Origin of the sequence: Dyadobacter sandarakinus (assembly GCF_016894445.1) — a bacterium.
GTDB classification, from domain to species: Bacteria; Bacteroidota; Bacteroidia; order Cytophagales; family Spirosomataceae; genus Dyadobacter; species Dyadobacter sandarakinus.
In genome coordinates, this window is sequence record NZ_CP056775.1 from 721,121 (window position 1) to 738,992 (window position 17,872).

Sequence of the window (17,872 nt, forward strand, 5' to 3'; positions counted from 1 at the left end):
AAAGTTGCTGCCTTGTCGCATAAATATGTGCCGTGTGCCCCAACCCTTTGCAGGATTTTATTTCAAATAATTTTTGAAATGTACCGCACTCCAGAACAATTTGATTTGGGGTTCGGTTATCAATGGAGAAGACTAGTTCATAATCATGCTAAATAGGGTGGAAAAAGGATCTCCATGCCCTGTTATGTTTTGTAATTTAGTACTTTCGCGTGTTTATTGACAACCGATAATCTCAATAATAGTTATTTACTATGGCTTTTGACTTAGACATGATTAAGGGCGTGTATGCCCGCATGCAGGAAAGAGTGGAAGCTGCTCGGAATATAGCAGGGCGGCCTTTGACCTTGGCAGAGAAGATTTTATACTCTCACTTATGGGAAGGAACTCCTACCCAGGTATACGAACGTGGTAAGTCATATGTAGATTTTGCTCCGGACCGCGTGGCTATGCAGGATGCTACTGCGCAAATGGCGCTTCTGCAGTTTATGCAGGCAGGACGTCCGCAGGTAGCGGTACCTTCCACCGTACACTGTGATCACCTGATCCAGGCGGAAGTGGGAGCAACCCCTGATTTACAGAATGCCGTTGATAAAAATAAAGAAGTTTACGATTTCCTCTCGTCCGTTTCCAATAAATATGGTTTGGGTTTCTGGCGCGCTGGTGCCGGTATCATTCACCAGGTAGTGCTTGAAAATTATGCATTCCCGGGCGGTATGATGATCGGTACAGACTCCCATACGCCCAATGCCGGTGGTCTGGGAATGATCGCGATTGGTGTGGGTGGCGCTGATGCCAGCGATGTGATGTCAGGACTTGCTTGGGAGCTTAAGATGCCAAGGCTGATCGGTGTGAAACTTACCGGCAAGCTGAGCGGCTGGACAGCTGCCAAAGATGTGATTCTTTGGGTTGCGGGTCAGCTGACTGTAAAAGGTGGTACAGGGTATGTGGTTGAATATTTCGGCGACGGTGCTGAAAGCATTTCTGCAACCGGTAAAGCGACGATCTGTAACATGGGTGCTGAAATCGGGGCAACTACTTCGATTTTTGCCTATGACCGCAGAAGTGCAGCTTACCTGCGTGCCACCGAGCGTGCCGAGATCGCTGACGCAGCGGATGCGGTGGCAGCCAACCTGCGCTCCGACGATGAGGTGTATGCAGATCCTGCTACTTACTATGATCAGCTGATCGAGCTTGACCTTTCGACACTGGAACCGCATATCAACGGACCATTCACGCCGGATCTGGCGTGGCCGCTGTCCAAGTTTGCAACTGCAGTGCGTGAAAATGGCTGGCCTGAAGAACTTTCAGTAGGTCTGATCGGATCTTGTACCAACTCTTCCTACGAAGATGTAAGCCGCGCTGCCTCACTGGCACGTCAGGCTGTTGACAAAAAACTGACCGTAAGTTCAGAATATACCATTACGCCCGGCTCCGAGCTGGTGCGTTATACTGTTGAACGCGATGGCTACCTGGATACTTTTGCCGAGATCGGCGGGGTAGTGCTGGCCAATGCCTGCGGACCTTGTATCGGACAGTGGGCACGCCATGGTGCTGAAAAAGGAGAAAGAAACTCCATCATCACATCGTTTAACCGTAACTTCTCCAAACGTGCAGATGGTAATCCTAACACGCACTCGTTTGTAGCCTCTCCGGAAATTGTTACAGCCATGGCTATTGCCGGCCGCCTGACCTTCGATCCCCGTACGGACAAGCTGGTGAATGTGGAAGGCCAGGAAGTAATGCTTGATGAACCGAGCGGTCTTGAACTTCCTACACATGGTTATGCTGTGGAAGATGCGGGTTACCAGGCACCTGCCGAAGACGGAAGCCAGGTACAGGTACTTGTTCGTCCTGATTCTGACCGTCTTCAACTGTTGGCTCCATTCCCTGCATGGGAAGGTACCGACCTGAAAGGTTTGAAACTGCTGATCAAGGCCAAAGGAAAATGTACGACTGACCATATTTCAATGGCAGGTCCGTGGTTGAAATACCGCGGTCACCTGGATAACATTTCCAATAACATGCTGATTGGTGCGGTTAACTATTATAACGAGAAAACCAACACCGTTAAAAACCAGCTGACAAACCAGTACAGCGAAGTACCTGCCGTACAACGTGACTACAAGGCGCACGGCATTGCTACGATTGTTGTGGGAGATGAAAACTACGGCGAAGGTTCTTCCCGTGAACATGCAGCTATGGAGCCGCGCTTCCTGGGTGTACGTGCAATCCTGACCAAGTCGTTTGCCCGTATCCACGAAACCAACCTGAAAAAGCAGGGTATGCTTGCATTGACATTTTCTAACAATGCAGATTACGACAAGATTCAGGAAGACGATACGATTGACATCCTCGGACTGCAAACCTTTTCAGAAGGACAGCCGCTGACAATCGTGCTGCATCACAATGATGGTACCATCGACGAGTTCCCGGTAAACCATACCTACAACGAACAGCAGATAGAGTGGTTCAGGGCTGGATCAGCATTGAATATCATCCGCAGGTCCGTTGCAGCATCCTGATCAGCGCATACTGATTGATATACATGAAGAAAGCTCCGAAAGGAGCTTTTTTCATGTATATGCTATTTTAAATCCGGATTGAAATAAGAGCTGGATACTTATTTGGTGTACCTCAGCAGGCGCCGGGCTTGCCGTGAGTAGGCCTGGACAAAGAAAATGAGCATGCCGGTAACAATGGACACGTCTGCCATGTTGAAAATGCCGGTTTGTACAATCCCGAATTTGACATGGAGAAAGTCTGTCACAGAGCCGTGGATCATTCGGTCATAAATGTTGCCGATACCTCCGCCAATTGCAAAGCTCAGGGCGAGGGTACTCATCCGGGTGAGGCTTCTTTGAGTCAGCAGGTAGAAAATACCGAAAAGAAGAGTGATCAGCGGGATCACTGACAGAATAGTAAGGCGTAATGCAGGCGGCAGTGAACTCCCGATGCTCAGGAATGCACCCGGATTTTCAACATAGGTAACCGTAAGATGATCTTTGATTATATCAATGCGCTCGTAGAAGCCTACTTTTTGCCGCACGATGTTCTTCGAAATCTGGTCGCAGCCGATATTGGTGATGAGGATAAGCGTAATGACCACATTCCTGGCCAGCCGGCCGGTTGCTTTTTCAATCATACTGAGAATATTACTTTCATCAATCAACAAAAAACAACCGGACTTTCGTTTTGCTTACCCTAAAAAAGCATCGAAACTAGGCCTGTTTTTCAGAAAGGTACTTCCAGTACCGCCTGGGGACGTGGCGGATATGCAGCTTCATATTTTTCCTGGAAGGAATGTTTACACTGCGGAAGTAGTCTTTCCAAAGTAAAGTATAAAGTTCCTCCTTTGGATCCAGCAGCTGCTGCGACAGCGCATTCAGTGCCGGCGACATTTCCTGGGAAAATTCAAAGGTAATTTCCTCTACTTTTTCAAGATCATAAAATAAGCCATACTTCCGCTTCAAATCATAAATAATCCATTTCTGGTCAGCATACCGGTCTCTGAAATGGCGGATCAGCAGGGGCAGCACATTGAAGTCAGGTTCAATGTGCGCATAGTAAATCCCGTCGCTCGTTTGCTGAAAGCGGATAAATGCCTCCATCCGGTGTTTTTCACGGTGTACTTTCCGAGCCATTTGCGAGACGGCAAGTACGTGCGGGTTCCCATAGTTTTCGACAGCCCCCTCTGGCTGATCGAAAATGTAGCGTGCAAAATCAAGCAAATCCTGGAAAGTAGCGCCCTGCTCGGACAAAAATGCTTTGTAGAAATGCATCATCCATTCCTTACCGCATTTTTTAGACAAGCCGGCCCACACCCGCCTGGCTTTTTCGTCCTCGCTGATCACCTCAAATACTTCCTGGAAAGCATCCGGGTAAAAGTGTGCGCGGCTCACCAGCTTCACAGCGCCAGCCTTCTTTTGGTACATCTCGAACACAGCTGAGAGCAAACCTTCAAAGGTACCGTCAAAAACATATAGTTCCATTAAAAAAGAGAAAGCTGGTTGTGTGCAGTGCGCAGGTACTTGCTCTTACTTTCGGATAAAATGATATTGCGGATATGCGATGATTCATAATCCCGCAGCTGAAAAGGACTGTCGGCAAAGCGGATGAAATGCTTTGCCTTGTTAAAGGAGATCCCGATTTTGACCAGCTGATCACGGTGCAGCCTGCCGAACTTGCGTGCCTGCACGATCTTTTTTGCCGAGGAAACCCCGATTCCGGGTACACGAAGGATCATCCGGTAATCGGCCGTATTTACATCTACCGGAAATTGTTCGAGATTGCGCAATGCCCAGCCAAGCTTTGGATCTACCTCAATGTCCAGATGCGGGTTTGCGTCATCCAGTATTTCCTGAACATCAAAACCGTAAAAGCGCATCAGCCAGTCGGCCTGGTACAACCGGTTTTCACGCACCATCGAAACCTGACTGCCAATGCCCGGCAGCCGCTTGTCATTGCTGATGGGTACATAGCCCGAGTAGTAAACCCTTTTCAGTGAATAATCCTTGTAAAAGGCACTTGCCGTATGCAGGATCTCCTGGTCTGATTCGGGCGTGGCGCCTATGACCATCTGGGTACTTTGGCCGGCCGGAACAAACTTGGGAGTACTTTTGATCAGCGCCTTTTCACTGGAAAACTGAGTAATATTCTGCTGAATGAAATGGAGCGGCTTTTTTACATCTTCATGTGATTTCTCGGGGGCCAGCAGCTTTAAACCATTTTCTGTGGGCATTTCGAGGTTAATGCTCATTCTGTCGGCGTACAAGCCGGCTTCTTTCAGCAACTCCTCACTTGCACCGGGAATGGTTTTGAGGTGAATGTAGCCATTGAAATTTTCTTCTGTCCGCAGTTTTTTGACAATCCTCACGAGCCTTTCCATCGTGTAATCCGCATTTTTGAAAATGCCCGAACTCAGAAAAAGCCCTTCGATGTAATTTCTACGGTAAAAATTAATGGTAAGCTCCACGACCTCCTCCACGGTAAAAGCTGCGCGCTTTACGTCGTTGCTGCGGCGGGAGACACAAAAGGCACAATCGTATATGCAGTGGTTGGTCAGTAATATTTTCAGCAGCGACACGCACCTGCCGTCCTCCGTGTAGCTGTGGCAAATGCCCATTCCGGTAGCATCGCCCAAGCCTTTGTTCTCATTTTTCCGGTTACTGCCGCTCGAAGAGCAGGATACATCGTACTTGGCCGCATCGGCCAAAATTCCCAGCTTTTCTCTGATCCGCTCGTACATCCTAATTTCTTTAAAGTCGTTTAGCCTTGAAATATTGTGGCAGGCATGGCAGTTATAAGAACGTTATCCGAATGCGTTCAGTTTCTAAAAATATCATTTTTTTGGTACTAATACAATCAAATCCGGGGAAAATAAGGGGTAGGGGATTTTACTTCCTGTGGGTCATGGCGTGCTGCCTGATTATAGCTTTCAGCTTTCAATGTGCTGCCCAGTCGGACGGGCCGAAGGTGTCGCGGTACAATGGAAAAGTAAGCCAGCAGTACGCCATCAACAGAAATACCCCGATTGTGGATCATGCAACCGGGAGGCGCATGCCCTATGATGCCTACGATCAGCTCCTCAAACGCAATCCCGGGCAATACCTGACCCAGCCGCTCATTGATAAATATGGACAGGCATCGTCGTTTGAGGTCATTCGCAGGAGCCAGGTGTATGTGCAAAGCAATGGTGCAGTCATGCACAATCCCGACCTGATGCCGGAAGTAGGAGAACCGCTTGCGCCATTTGTCATGACCGGTCTGGATGGCAAACAGTATGACTCGGAAAAGCTGCGCGGCAAATACGTACTACTGGGATTCTGGGTGCGGTATGAGAAGCCGCTTTATACCCTGGCAAGTACCCGCGTGATTTCAGCATTTCTGGAAGAAAACCGGCGGAAGGGCATTGAAATCGTTTCCTTAGGTACCACGCTGAACACCGAGGAGGAATGCCTCCGGGCAATCCCGAAACGAAATTGCGGGTTTGTGCCCGTACCGGAATCTTACGGCTTCAACCATCGCTATCAGATCAGCGAAACACCTTACTTCATCCTGCTCGACCGCAATGGAATCGTCAAAGCCATGGCGCCGCATACCGAGTTCTCAAAAATCAGTGAATTGATCCTGAAATAAATTCCACCCGTGCAGCGAGATTCCAGGCAGCAGCATGAGGAAATGAGGATGGAAATTGGTTTTTTTGCCGGTATCACTCAGACGAGCCACCGGCCGGAAGGTCACAACAAAAATCCGCAATGAACATTATCAAAAGCCGCGAGCTTGCCTCCATGCTGGCCACAGACCATCCCGTGATTATCGATGCCCGGGGCGGAGCAGATGCATTGGAACGCTACAACCAGGAACACCTGGAAAATGCCCAGTTTGTCGACCTGGAAACAGAATTGTCGGACAAAGCAGCGGACCCTGCCAGTGGCGGCCGTCACCCGCTCCCGCAGCCCGACGATTTTGGCAAGTTCCTGGGTACCCTGGGCATTCGTCCGGCGTCGACCGTGGTGGTGTATGATGATAAAAATGGTGCAAATGCAGCTGCGCGCTTCTGGTGGATGCTGAAAGCGGCGGGTCACGAGAAAGTATATGTGGTAAGTGGCGGCTTGCAGGCAATCAAGGCTGCCGGGCTTCCGGTAACCGCTGCCGTCTCGGATGTCAAACCTGCTGAAAACTATCCGATTGAAAACTGGACACTCCCGACCGTGCCGCTGGAAGTCGTTAAAGATGTTTCCGAAAAGCCGGAATACCTGGTGATCGATGTACGGGAGAACTACCGATATCAGGGAGAGGGGGAACCGATCGATCTGGTTGCAGGGCATATTCCGGGAGCCATCAACATACCGTACATGTCCAATCTGGACGAGGAAGGCGTATTCCTGCCTGCAGCAGCGCTGGCTGCCAAGTACAAGCTTGCTTTCGGCGATATCGATGTTTCCCGTGTGATCGTGCATTGTGGCTCGGGCGTAACTGCCTGCCATACTTTACTGGCACTGGCAGAGGCTGGCCTGGAAGGAGCAAGTCTTTATGTAGGATCATGGAGCGAATGGTCGCGTAACAGTCTGCCGATGGCGAAAGGCGAATAAGCCGGCATTTTCACGGCATCAATCCTTGCGCAAAGTCTTTGCACTCAGACCTGTTTTCACTTGTAAGAAAGCACAGGCATCAGTCCTGTGCTTTTAAAATACAAAAAAGGAGCTGCCGGAAAAATTGGCGGGACTATTGGGGTAAAACAGATGCCTGACCTACAATGCTTTGGATTTCCTTTACATAAATAGGTTTACGCACATAATCAATGATAAATTCCGAGGCCAGTGCACGTTTGTAGTCCTCGGGATCGGTGGAGGAGCTGGTCATGAAAATAGGGATATTCCTGGCCAGTTCACGATGCAGAACTGCATATTCATCAAGAAACTGCCACCCGTCCAGGATCGGCATATTGATATCCAGCAGGATCAGTTGCGGAAGTGTCCCCGGCTGTTCCCGGTTTGCTTCCAGGAAGTCAATCGCTTCCTGCCCATTTTCAAAGTACAGGGTTTGCCGCGTCACCTGCGCTTTTTCGATCATTTTCTTCAGCAGAAACGTAAACACGGGGTCATCATCGATCACACAGAGCGTGTCAAGCATATTCATTGAACGTAATTTTGAAAGTAGTACCCTGGTTAACCTTGCTTGAGACCTGAATCCGGCCCCCCTGTGCCTCTATCTGGTTTTTGATGAGGAACAATCCCACGCCATTTGCTTCCTTGTGCTTATGAAAGGTTTTGTACAGGCCAAAGATCTTGTCCGCATGAAGGTCCAGGTTAATCCCTTTTCCATTATCCATGTATTCCAGCTCTTTTACGCCCTCTTCATTTACATACATTTTCAATGCAATCTGCGCAGGCTCATTATCCTTTCTGTATTTTATTCCGTTGGAAATCAAATTCATAAGGATGCTTTCCAGGTAAATTTTCGGGAATGATACCTTTCGCTCACTGAACTCGGTATTCACATCAGTCTCACTTTCTTTCAGACCCTCGCTCATGACGGTGAGCACCTCGCGTGTCACTTCCTGTATATCCAGCCCTTCGTTTTCAAGCTTGTTTTCACGGATGCGGATTACCTGCGAAAGGTCGTCGAGCGTGTTGTTGAGGAGCCGCGACACCCCCTGGATTTTCTGAAAAATCTCGCTGTTATTTGCGTCCAGGTTTTCTTCGTCTATAAAGTTCGTCAGCTGGGAAATGTTGCTGGAATGGTTGCGCAGGTTATGGGAGAGGATATGCGTAAAGTTTTTGAGCTGCGCGTGCTGGCGTTCCAGCTGGTCCATGGACCGGATCAGGCTCCGCTGCGTTTCCTGAAGTTTTTCTTCCACGATGTTCCGCTCATCAATTTCCTTCTGTAAGTCGGCTACCGACCGGATAAGCAAGATATTGGGTACGATACGCGACAGGTAGTACACCGCCCCAAGCGAAACGATGGCGGTACCAAGCCGCACCAGTGCGCTGAGCCTGTACATGGGTACCCAGAACATAATGGCATCCAGCAGGTGCGAAGTCCCGCAGAGAATAATAAAGGCAATGAAGAGCCAGATGGTTTTTGGAAAGGGAAAGTCGCGCCGCTGCATCGCCACCCGCATCAGAAAAAACGGGATCAGGAAGTACGACGCCCAGATCAGCAGATCGGATGCAATGTAAAGCCACCCGTGAAAGTCCGACCATTCGCCGCAATGCCAGCGGGCGGGCCAGTCTTTTGTGTCAAAAATCCCACCGAAAAATCCGGTCAGCTGGTCCGAAAAACCAGCCTTTTGGGTAGTGTTGGCATAAATTCCCGTGCGGCACATGCGGATACTATCCCCACGGACGGTGCAATGCAATTCAACCGGGCTCATACTTCTTATAACGTTATAGAGGATCCATTCAATGACCAGGCAATTGAAGTGGAGGGGTATTCGTATGCAAAATAAACACAGGCAGGAGATTTACAATAAATTCTGCGCAACTGCTTACCAGTTTCTACGATGTGAAGAATTTAATCCTATCCTGGTTTTCGAGAAAGTGCCACAATCCACAGCTTTCAGCAGGAAAGTAAAGCTTTGTACCCGCCGGGTACTATATAGAGGTAATTGGTATGGATTTTGATCCCAGCGAAGATGAACCGTTCCGGGTACTATGAAAAAGTCTGTTAAATGCTACTATAAAGACGGATCGCTGATTTTCATCACGACGAGCAGCTACCCGTATCCGACTGCTCATAAAATCCGCGGCGTATTTAACGTACTCGGCCTGGTATCGTCTGTGAGTAAAAAATCGAATGACCTCTTCGATGTCGTGGGCCGGCTTTATGTAAACTATGACCCTTTTAATAGCCACGCGGCCAAGTGGGAGGACGTGATCATTAAGCTCTCACGGATGAAGGCGACACTGGAAGACAAGCTCCGGATTTTCTGAGGCTATTTTTCCGTCAGTTCAGAAAGCTGCTTTAATAGCTCATCCAAATCTTGTCTTGACTTACTCAGCGATCTGAGCAGCTGCGGATCGGCTACGGTTTCAGGACCATCATTGAAGTTTTTGGTTTCTTCCAGCGTATCCGGATTTTCCCGGTTTTCTGGGCTTTCCATTTCTTCAAATTCAAGTTCATTTTCTTCAAACTCGATTTGCTGTCGCTTGGCGAGGATTTTTTCTCTCAGCTGGCGTACCTGTTCGTTGTTCTGCTCCATGGGATGCGTTGTACCGTTTTTTTATCCCTTCAAAAAATCAAACCAGCACCCTGTTACCGTGTTTCAGTTCATGTTGAGGGCTCTCTTTAAAAATGCACCGAGGAAGCTCGCAGCGAGTGTGAGGATCATAGAACCGTAAAGGCAAAAGTTTTCCAGCTCCTGTTTGCTGCCCGACTCAGGTAATTTTGTAAACAAAAAATAACCCGCAAGCAGCAGCATACACTGGAAAATGGCCAGGAGCCAGCCCCGGTGCGGCTCGGCAAAACCGATCGAAATCGCGGAAAGTACAGCTACCAGGTAGGGGAGATGGATGCTCTCGGCATTTTTCACCACGACTACCAGGATTGCACTCGTACCTGTAACCATGATCAGGTTGATGAGCAGGCGGCGGTCAAGCAGGGGCGTCTTTCCTGGCCCGGTCGGAGGCATTTTGCTGAGGGTGGCTGCAAGTGCCGCTGCGTGGTCGAAGTCTTTTGCTGCGGCTTCCTGGTTATCCAGCAATGCATGAGCCCGGGCACGCTGGCGATAAGGTTCGGGATCGCGCTCACTCGCAAACCGGATTGCACTGTTCAAAGATGTAAGGGCCTGATGTATTTCGTTTTGTTCCAGAAGCAGCTTTCCTGATTCGAGGTGCAGCTGGTAAACCTGATCATCGAAGCTCAGGCCCGCCTGGTAATCCCGGGCTGCTGCCGCCCGATTTCCCATTGCTTTATAGCACAGCCCGCGGTAAAGATAGGCGACAGACGACTTGGGACTGGCGTTAATTTGTGCTTCAAAATATGCAAAAGCAGCTTCCGTGTGGCCAGAAGTATAAAGCGCAATACCTTCTTTCAGGCCGGCTTCCTCCTTCTCGGACTTCGAGCGGAGGTCTGCATAGTTTTTCAGGTAAAAAATGTAGGCAAAAACGGCAATTACAACCAGGAACTCCATGACAGGGCTTTTTACAGATGCCAATAAAAAACCTTTCCGCCAGCGGAAAGGTTTGTAAAAGGTGCATATTTTCGGCAGTAATCAGACCAGTATGGCCATATCCGGCTCGCCAAGTTCGTCGGGTACGCTGACAGAAAAACCCAATCCCACACGTTTGCCTGTCTGCTCGGCCAGTTCCAGAAGGTGGAATATCCGCTCTTCGCCTTCGAGGTGCAATGCCTGGTACAGGACATTTCCATATAAAAACTCCTGCGAACCCAGGCCGTTTTTCAGTGCAGCCAGTTGGTAGCGGTCAAATATTTCCTTGCCTGTCATGGTATGCGGATTTGATGTGAGTCAGGGGTACAATCGTGTGAAAGATGCGTAAGGCGAGCCGCAGGTTGCATGAAGTGTATCCAAAAATTGTAAAGCCGCTACGATTCGCCGGTTTGTTCGTCCTGTTTCTTTACCTTTTCGAGCTGTTCCTGCAGGTCACGGTTGCGTTCCTCTTCACGTTCCAGTGCCTTGCGCTGCAATTCTATCAGATCGTCCTTTTTCACGAGAACGTAGTTTTCCCTCGGCTCTTCAAACATCGGCGCTTCTCCGATCAGGTGCGATACCGTTGTTTTAAGAATTTCAGCCAGTTTCTTGAATTCAGTCAGGGTCGGTTCGTTCTTGCCTGTCTCCCAGTTGGATATGGTAGCCCTGCCCGCCTTATCCATGATTGCGGCCAGCTGCTCCTGGCTCATATTGAGGTTTTCACGGCATTTCTTAATTCTTTTGCCTACCGTCGTCATTTATTTTGAACTTATAGTGGTATAATACTTGACATGAATACAAAAAATAAATACTTTTGTACATAATGATTTTCGTAATACGCAAATTACAAAACATTAGGTCAGGAGCAAACAGAAGCGCCGCAAATCCGCTGCCCCAGGCCACGTTTAGTACACTCACGTATTTGAAAATCAGTGGGTTTAACTTACACACACCTGTCTATTCACATGAGAAAAGAACAGACCAGAGTAGCAGAGCATGGCGGGCCTTCCATTAAGGAGAGGCTGCTGATCCGCTTTGTCAGATCAAGGGACATTGTCGGTAAAAACTGGCGTCGCGTACTAGCTGACAAAGACCCGTTTTTCAACACCAAAGTAGGGGGCGATTACCTGACATCCGTCGCGCAGGCTGTGTCGGACAGCACACGCGGTAATGTTGACCGCATTGAGCGCGTCACCATCGCCCTTGAAAAAGTTGCCGGAATCAAGTCCGTACCGGTTGTCTGAAAGCGGGTACAAAAAAAAACAGGCTGCCGAAAGGAGCCTGTTTTTTTGTTTAAAATACATTTGCGGATCAGATCTTCCTTCCCTGAATGCGGAATGCATTGAGTATCGCCAGCATGGCCACTCCCACATCCGCAAAAACTGCTTCCCACAGGGTAGCGATCCCGCCGGCACCCATGATCATCACGGCCACCTTCACCACCATCGCCAACGCGATGTTCTGGTAAACAATGGACCGGGTAATCCTGCCTGCCCGGATCGCGGATACGATGCGCGATGGCTGGTCATTCTGGATTACAATGTCGGCAGTTTCAATAGCGGCATCCGAGCCCAATGCACCCATAGCAATGCCCACATCAGCCCGGGCGATCACCGGGGCATCATTGACACCATCGCCCACAAATGCGACTTTCCGGCCCTCGGTTTTAAGTTTTTCCAACAAGGCAACTTTGTCTTCGGGCAGCAGGCCTCCATGACCGGCAGCTATTCCCAGCTCCGTAGCCACCCTGGTTACCACCTCCTGTTTATCACCCGACAACATGACGGTTTCAATGCCCATGCTGCTTAGCTCACGCACAGTTTGTGCAGCGTCCTCCTTGATCTCATCGGCAATGGTAATGTATCCCGCATAGGTTCCGTTCACCGCTACTGCCACGATCGTATCCGGAATACCGGGTAGATGGGAAGGGTAGGTTACCGAAAATCGGTCGAGCAGTTTAAGGTTACCAGCAAGTACCCGGTCGCCGGCTACCACGCCCGCCAGGCCCTGCCCGGCAAATTCTTCAACCTGCTCAGGCGTAACTAGCCGGGCATTTGATGCGTGATTGACAATGGCCTTCGCCACAGGATGTGTGGAGTAGCTTTCCAAAGATGCCGCACGAATCAGGAAATTATCCTTTTCCATGCTCGTCTCCATTTCGCGCACCTTAAACACCCCTTTGGTCAATGTGCCTGTTTTATCCGAAACTACGGTATCAATGCGTGTGATAACGTCCAGGAAATTGGCTCCTTTCACCAGGATTCCGTTCCGGGATGCCAGTCCGATGCCACCAAAGTACCCGAGCGGGATGGAGATCGTGAGCGCGCAGGGACAGGCAATGACCAGAAATACCATTCCCCGGTAGAGCCACTGATCGAAGCTGTATGCAGGATCAAACAGATAAGGTACCAGCACGATGAGCATGGCAAGTGCAAAGACGACCGGGGTATATATTTTGGCAAGGCGGCTGATGAGCAGCTGAGTAGGTGCTTTGCGGGCGGTGGCATCCTGTACCAGTTCCAAAATGCGCGAAAGGCGGGAATCCTTGAACAATGTACTGACCTCCACCTCAATGGTTTTAGACAGGTTGATCATCCCGGCAAGTACGGGTGCACCTGCAATTTTGTCTTCCGGCCGCGATTCGCCGGTGAGGGCAGCGGTGTTGAATGTTCCCGAGGGAGATTTCAGTATTCCGTCCAGTCCGGCTTTTTCTCCGGCCTTGATCAGCATTAATTCACCAATCTGCACCGTATCCGGCGGCACAGCTATGTTTTTTCCGTTGCGGATCACGGTCACAGACTCAGGCCTGATGTCGAGTAATGCTTTGATGGACCGCTTGGAACGGCTTACTGCCAGGTCCTGAAACAATTCCCCCAGCTCGTAGAAAATCATTACTGCCACGCCCTCGCTGAACTCGCCAATGTAAAATGCGCCCCAGGTAGCGATGGTCATGAGCGTGAATTCATTGAAAAAGTCACCCCTCAAAACCCTTCTGACAGCTAGTCTCACGGTTTTGTGCCCGGCGAGCAGGTACGCTGTGAGCATCAGCACAATTTCGATTGCGCGGGGTGCGCGGATATCGAACCCGAATTGCAAAATAAGGGTAGTCGTAAATATCAGCAGGCTGAGCGACAGCATCCAGTGGGAGCGGAAAAAGCCTCCTTCGTTACTGCCATGACTATGATCGTGCTCATCATGAGCATGCCCGTCGTGACTGTGGCCACCGTGATCATGGCTTTGGGCTCCCGCGACGGTCGGAGTTTTTTTATCGTCCTGGTCATGGCCGCAGCAATGGTCGTGGCTGGCAGCCGGTATATTTTCACTTAACTTCATGAATAATAATCTGGGTCAATGGATTGGAAGCAAAGCCTGCGACCAGGCTTCACTGTGCAGGCAAATATAGGCGCATTGCCCGTGCAACAGGGTAACAAATGCTGAAAATCAGCTCATTGCAATGGTGTTGCAGTTTTTTTCAAAAGCTACTTTTCATTTTAAAATGCAGATAACCAGCAGTAAACTGGTAAATCACGGAAAGAGTGTTCTTTGGTAGTAAAATCAAATTTACACGGTGTGAAAAAACTCCTTTTCCTGTCAGTTTTCAGCTTTTTGCAACTTTATTCTTACGCCCAGGTACCATTTGCCCATGGCCGCCTGCGCGTCTCCGACAACCAGCGCTACCTGGTACATCAGGATGGTACACCGTTTTTCTGGCTGGGCGATACGGCATGGGAGCTTTTTCACCGACTCAACCGCGAGCAGGCAGACTTTTACCTGAAACACAGAGCAGAGCAAGGTTTTACGGTTATCCAGGCAGTAGCCCTGGCAGAGCTCGACGGACTGAACGACCCGAATGCACTGGGCGAGCGTCCGCTGGTCAACAATGATCCTGCCAAACCGAACGAAGCCTACTTCCAGCATGTAGATTATATTATTGCAAAAGCGGCCGAATATGGACTGGTGATTGCGCTGCTGCCTACCTGGGGCGACAAGCTTAACAAATCATCGTGGGGTAAAGGACCGGAGATTTTTAACACAGCCAATGCGGCTGCTTTCGGCGAGTGGATGGGCAAAAGGTATGCAGGAAGACAAAATGTAGTGTGGGTGCTGGGCGGTGACCGTACGCCCCGCAAAGACACGGATGATGTAAAAGTATGGCGTATGATGGCCGAAGGTATTCAAAAAGGCACGGGCGGCGCTGCCAATGCACTCATGAGCTTTCACCCACAGCCCAATGCCCTGGATATGGGCGGCTCGTCGCACTGGTTTCACCAGGATGCCTGGCTCGATTTCAATATGCTGCAAAACGGGCACTGCCGGGACGAAATCACGTATGACAAGATTGCATTTGTGTACAACCGCAAGCCCGCCAAGCCGGTCATGGACGCGGAACCGATTTATGAAGACCATCCGGTGTGCTTCAATGCGGGTGACCTGGGACTATCCAATGCCTATGATGTGCGCAAATATGCCTACCTCGATCTGTTTGCAGGTGCTTTCGGGCATACCTACGGATGTCACGATATCTGGCAGATGTATGATACCGGCCGGGAAGCGGTGAATGGTGCGGCTGTTACCTGGAAGCAGGCCATGGACCTGCCGGGTGCACGTCAGATGTCGTTTGTGCGCAAGCTTATGGAATCCCGGCCAATGCTGGACCGCGTTCCCGACCAATCCCTGATTGAGGTAGCTTCAAACGGACCTGCGGAGCGTGTGCAGGCCACGCGCGGGAAAGATTATGCGATGGTTTATTCCGCCTCTGGAAAGCCGTTTACGATGCAAATGGGCAAGATCAGCGGGACGGAAGTGAATGCGTCCTGGTATGATCCCCGGAAAGGTGAGGCACAATCCATCGGGAAAGTTGCCAATACAGGCCGGCACGAATTCAAGCCGCCGACTTCGGGTTATGGAAAGGATTGGGTACTGGTGATCGACGATGCCTCGAAAGGATACAAGTTTTAACCTGAAAGCAGCCATGCTGCACGTTTATACAGACTCCGGCTTGATAAACAAGGCCAGCCAGGCACGTCTTGCAAGCCTGTAAAAGTAGGGTGTGAGGATGATCAGCATGGGTATGAGGCTCACCAAAAAGTAGTCCAGGTAGTCACGGAAAAAGTTGACATAAAGCAAAAAGTAAATGACCGTAAAGGCAACATAAAACGAGTAGCTGACATACAATGCACCCTGGTAAAAGCCAGGTTCAGGCACGAGATTGAGGCCGCAGTGTGAACATTGTTTGTGCATTTTATCAAATGCTTTAAGATTATAGGCGCTTTTTGTAACAAAAAAATCACCTACGCCGCACCTGGGACATTTGTTGAAAAATATGCTGTAAAGCTTGTTGCTCTTTGTCATAATCACCGGAATTAAATATAATATCTGCAAAATAAGCCTCAGATCAGGCCCAAATGTCAATTGTGTGGCTTTTGCAGCAAAGACAATGCCTAACCCCCATGCAGCGCATTGATAAACCCGGCCATTTCCCGCACATTGAGCACATGATCAACCAGGGTATGGTGGATGGCGTGGTGCGGCATGAAGGGCATCTGGGCTGTTTCGGGGTCCTGAACAATTGTAATACCGCCCGCACTCTTGATTTTCCCCAGCCCTTTGGTACCATCATCATTGGCCCCCGAGAGCAGCAGGCCCGCAAGCGAGGATTTGTAAATTTCCGCAGCCGACTCAAAAGTTACATCAATGCTCGGCCGGCTGAAATTGATCTTTTCAGAATAATCAAGGGAAAAGGTACGTTCACGCTCAATCAGCAGGTGGTAGTCCGCAGGTGCGAGGTAAATGTTGCCGGGCTGCACAGGATCTTTGTCCTCGACCTCACGCACGGGCAGGGGCGTTTTGCTGGACAGGAGGTCGGAGAGGGATGAGTCTGAAAAATTGCCGCGGTGGAGCACGATCACCATCGCGAATGAGAGTGATGCACTCAGCTGCGGAACCAGTGAAAACAACACCTGCAGGCTGCCCGCCGATCCGCCGATCAGGAACAGGTCGACGGTCTTTCTCACACTATTTTCTTCCATATCTTCTCACGGTTGAGCTGCTGGAATTTGTGCTGCACAGCGGAAAATTTGAGGGTCTCCTTGGTGCCCAGGGCAAGGTAGCCCAAGGGTGAGAGGCTTTCATCAAAGAGTTTGAGGACCCGATCCTGCAAATCCTTGTCAAAATAGATCAGTACATTCCGGCAAAGAATCAGGTCAAATTCATTAAAAGAGCTGTCACTGACGAGGTTGTGTGTGGAAATAATAATTTTTTCGGAAAGCTCATGATCGAACTTCGCCTGCCCGTAGTTGGCCGTGTAATACTGTGAAAAATCATGCGTGCCACCCGAGGCAATGTAACTTTCGGAGTACTGTTTCATATAGTTAAGCGCAAAAATACCTTTCCGCACCTTATCCAGTACGCCGGGATTAAGGTCTGTGGCGTACAGTAGTGATTTACGCAATAAATTAGCCTCTTTAAGCAGAATCGCCATTGAAAAAACCTCTTCGCCGGTGGAGCATCCCGCGTGCCAGATGCGGATAAAAGGCTTTGTAGCCAGCACGGGCAGCACATCGTCCCGGAGTGACCGGTAAAATGGCGGGTCCCGGAACATCTCGGTGACATTCACTGTCACTTCTTCCACAAACCTTTTCAAATAACCCGGGTCCGACCGCACCTTGTACCGCAGCTCAGCGAAGCTGGGAAACTTGTCCAGCGTACACAATCTAACAATCCGCCTTTTCAGTGAGGCCCTTGAATAACTGGTAAAATCATACCCGTAAATGTCAAGAAGATCAGTCAGCAGGAGGTCAACGTCTTCATCATCAATCATTTTCCTTCAAATTTCCTTCAGTAGCTTTACCAGCTTATCCACGTCTATGGGTTTGGAAATGTATTCATCTGCGCCAGCTTCGAGGCATTTCTCACGATCGCCGACCATTGCCTGGGCTGTTACGGCCACAACCAGCAAATTCCTGCGGTTTTCCAAACTTTTAATAATCGGGATAGCTTCGTACCCGTCCATATCCGGCATCATCATGTCCATCAGGACGGCATCGATTTCCTTATCTGTCTTTAGCAATTCCAATGCCTCAGCGGCACCGGGACATGCCACACAGTAAAAGGATTTTGCCTGCAGGGTAGCTTTCAGGGCGAAAATGTTACGTGCATCGTCATCAACGATCAATATTGTTTTTTTTTCCATAGGGAAATGGAAGCGTTCAGTTTAATTAT

General features: G+C 49.7%; 20 protein-coding genes. 6 read left to right on the top strand and 14 right to left on the bottom strand.

Translation table 11 applies throughout. The features are described 5' to 3' along the window. Window positions 1-251: 251 nt before the first annotated feature. A complete protein-coding gene (locus HWI92_RS02840; protein WP_204660689.1) occupies window positions 252-2,522 on the top strand; it encodes an aconitate hydratase in 2,271 nt (756 codons plus the stop codon). A 98-nt stretch (window positions 2,523-2,620) separates the two neighbouring features. Here the strand turns inward: HWI92_RS02840 and lspA are convergent, their stop codons facing one another. The 3 genes from lspA to HWI92_RS02855 all read right to left on the bottom strand — a co-directional run bounded on the left by lspA (window position 2,621) and on the right by HWI92_RS02855 (window position 5,245). Further along, window positions 2,621-3,142, bottom strand: a complete 522-nt coding sequence (gene lspA, locus HWI92_RS02845; RefSeq protein ID WP_229248779.1) for a signal peptidase II — start codon at window positions 3,140-3,142, stop codon at window positions 2,621-2,623. Window positions 3,143-3,218: 76 nt separating this feature from the next. Continuing rightward, the gene (locus HWI92_RS02850) at window positions 3,219-3,989 is read right to left on the bottom strand and encodes a TIGR03915 family putative DNA repair protein (protein ID WP_204660690.1); all 771 of its coding nucleotides are present in this window, start codon (window positions 3,987-3,989) and stop codon (window positions 3,219-3,221) included. After that, the gene (locus HWI92_RS02855; RefSeq protein WP_204660691.1) at window positions 3,989-5,245 is read right to left on the bottom strand and encodes a putative DNA modification/repair radical SAM protein; all 1,257 of its coding nucleotides are present in this window, start codon (window positions 5,243-5,245) and stop codon (window positions 3,989-3,991) included. The genes HWI92_RS02850 and HWI92_RS02855 overlap by 1 nt, the downstream gene beginning before the upstream one ends. A 164-nt stretch (window positions 5,246-5,409) precedes the next feature. Here HWI92_RS02855 and HWI92_RS02860 point away from each other — a divergent pair, with 164 nt between their 5' ends. Together HWI92_RS02860 and HWI92_RS02865 are read left to right on the top strand one after the other, a co-directional pair. After that, window positions 5,410-6,135: a TlpA family protein disulfide reductase gene (locus HWI92_RS02860; RefSeq protein ID WP_204660692.1), complete on the top strand. Its 726-nt coding sequence runs from the start codon at window positions 5,410-5,412 to the stop codon at window positions 6,133-6,135. Window positions 6,136-6,254: 119 nt separating this feature from the next. Next, window positions 6,255-7,091 (top strand): sulfurtransferase, encoded by an 837-nt coding sequence (locus tag HWI92_RS02865; protein WP_204660693.1) that lies wholly within the window; start codon window positions 6,255-6,257, stop codon window positions 7,089-7,091. Between the two features lie 133 nt (window positions 7,092-7,224). On the opposite strand, the gene HWI92_RS02870 is transcribed toward HWI92_RS02865, so the two are convergent. Both HWI92_RS02870 and HWI92_RS02875 read right to left on the bottom strand, forming a co-directional pair. Next, window positions 7,225-7,638, bottom strand: coding sequence for a response regulator (locus HWI92_RS02870; protein WP_229248781.1), 414 nt, complete (start codon window positions 7,636-7,638; stop codon window positions 7,225-7,227). Continuing rightward, window positions 7,625-8,875 carry a sensor histidine kinase gene (locus HWI92_RS02875; RefSeq protein ID WP_204660694.1) on the bottom strand — a complete coding sequence of 417 codons (1,251 nt, stop codon included), beginning with the start codon at window positions 8,873-8,875 and terminating at the stop codon, window positions 7,625-7,627. The genes HWI92_RS02870 and HWI92_RS02875 overlap by 14 nt, the downstream gene beginning before the upstream one ends. Before the next feature lie 280 nt (window positions 8,876-9,155). Between HWI92_RS02875 and HWI92_RS02880 the strand changes: the two genes are divergently transcribed. Further along, a complete protein-coding gene (locus HWI92_RS02880; protein ID WP_204660695.1) occupies window positions 9,156-9,434 on the top strand; it encodes a hypothetical protein in 279 nt (92 codons plus the stop codon). Window positions 9,435-9,436: 2 nt separating this feature from the next. Here the strand turns inward: HWI92_RS02880 and HWI92_RS02885 are convergent, their stop codons facing one another. The 4 genes from HWI92_RS02885 to HWI92_RS02900 all read right to left on the bottom strand — a co-directional run bounded on the left by HWI92_RS02885 (window position 9,437) and on the right by HWI92_RS02900 (window position 11,409). After that, window positions 9,437-9,703, bottom strand: coding sequence for a hypothetical protein (locus HWI92_RS02885; RefSeq protein ID WP_204660696.1), 267 nt, complete (start codon window positions 9,701-9,703; stop codon window positions 9,437-9,439). A gap of 63 nt (window positions 9,704-9,766) precedes the next feature. Continuing rightward, entirely contained in the window at window positions 9,767-10,633 is an 867-nt protein-coding gene (locus HWI92_RS02890) for a tetratricopeptide repeat protein (RefSeq protein WP_204660697.1), read from the bottom strand. Window positions 10,634-10,714: 81 nt separating this feature from the next. Then, window positions 10,715-10,948: a hypothetical protein gene (locus HWI92_RS02895; RefSeq protein ID WP_204660698.1), complete on the bottom strand. Its 234-nt coding sequence runs from the start codon at window positions 10,946-10,948 to the stop codon at window positions 10,715-10,717. 98 nt (window positions 10,949-11,046) lie between these two features. Then, complete coding sequence (locus HWI92_RS02900) at window positions 11,047-11,409, bottom strand: helix-turn-helix domain-containing protein (protein WP_204660699.1); 363 nt, start codon at window positions 11,407-11,409, stop codon at window positions 11,047-11,049. Between the two features lie 207 nt (window positions 11,410-11,616). On the opposite strand from HWI92_RS02900, the gene HWI92_RS02905 reads away from it, so the two are divergent. Then, window positions 11,617-11,895 carry a hypothetical protein gene (locus HWI92_RS02905; RefSeq protein ID WP_204660700.1) on the top strand — a complete coding sequence of 93 codons (279 nt, stop codon included), beginning with the start codon at window positions 11,617-11,619 and terminating at the stop codon, window positions 11,893-11,895. A gap of 67 nt (window positions 11,896-11,962) precedes the next feature. Here the strand turns inward: HWI92_RS02905 and HWI92_RS02910 are convergent, their stop codons facing one another. Beyond that, on the bottom strand, window positions 11,963-13,984 hold the full coding sequence (locus HWI92_RS02910; RefSeq protein WP_204660701.1) for a heavy metal translocating P-type ATPase: 2,022 nt from the start codon (window positions 13,982-13,984) through the stop codon (window positions 11,963-11,965). Window positions 13,985-14,221: 237 nt separating this feature from the next. Between HWI92_RS02910 and HWI92_RS02915 the strand changes: the two genes are divergently transcribed. Beyond that, entirely contained in the window at window positions 14,222-15,610 is a 1,389-nt protein-coding gene (locus HWI92_RS02915; RefSeq protein ID WP_204660702.1) for a glycoside hydrolase family 140 protein, read from the top strand. 24 nt (window positions 15,611-15,634) lie between these two features. Here HWI92_RS02915 and HWI92_RS02920 read toward each other — a convergent pair whose 3' ends face one another. The 4 genes from HWI92_RS02920 to HWI92_RS02935 form a co-directional block, all read right to left on the bottom strand. Beyond that, window positions 15,635-16,003 (bottom strand): DUF983 domain-containing protein, encoded by a 369-nt coding sequence (locus HWI92_RS02920; RefSeq protein ID WP_204660703.1) that lies wholly within the window; start codon window positions 16,001-16,003, stop codon window positions 15,635-15,637. A gap of 89 nt (window positions 16,004-16,092) precedes the next feature. Next, window positions 16,093-16,680, bottom strand: a complete 588-nt coding sequence (locus tag HWI92_RS02925; protein ID WP_204660704.1) for a chemotaxis protein CheB — start codon at window positions 16,678-16,680, stop codon at window positions 16,093-16,095. Further along, a complete protein-coding gene (locus HWI92_RS02930; RefSeq protein WP_204660705.1) occupies window positions 16,662-17,471 on the bottom strand; it encodes a CheR family methyltransferase in 810 nt (269 codons plus the stop codon). Before HWI92_RS02930 ends, HWI92_RS02925 begins: the two co-directional genes overlap by 19 nt. Window positions 17,472-17,477: 6 nt before the next feature. Continuing rightward, a complete protein-coding gene (locus HWI92_RS02935) occupies window positions 17,478-17,843 on the bottom strand; it encodes a response regulator (protein ID WP_204660706.1) in 366 nt (121 codons plus the stop codon). Window positions 17,844-17,872: the final 29 nt, after the last annotated feature.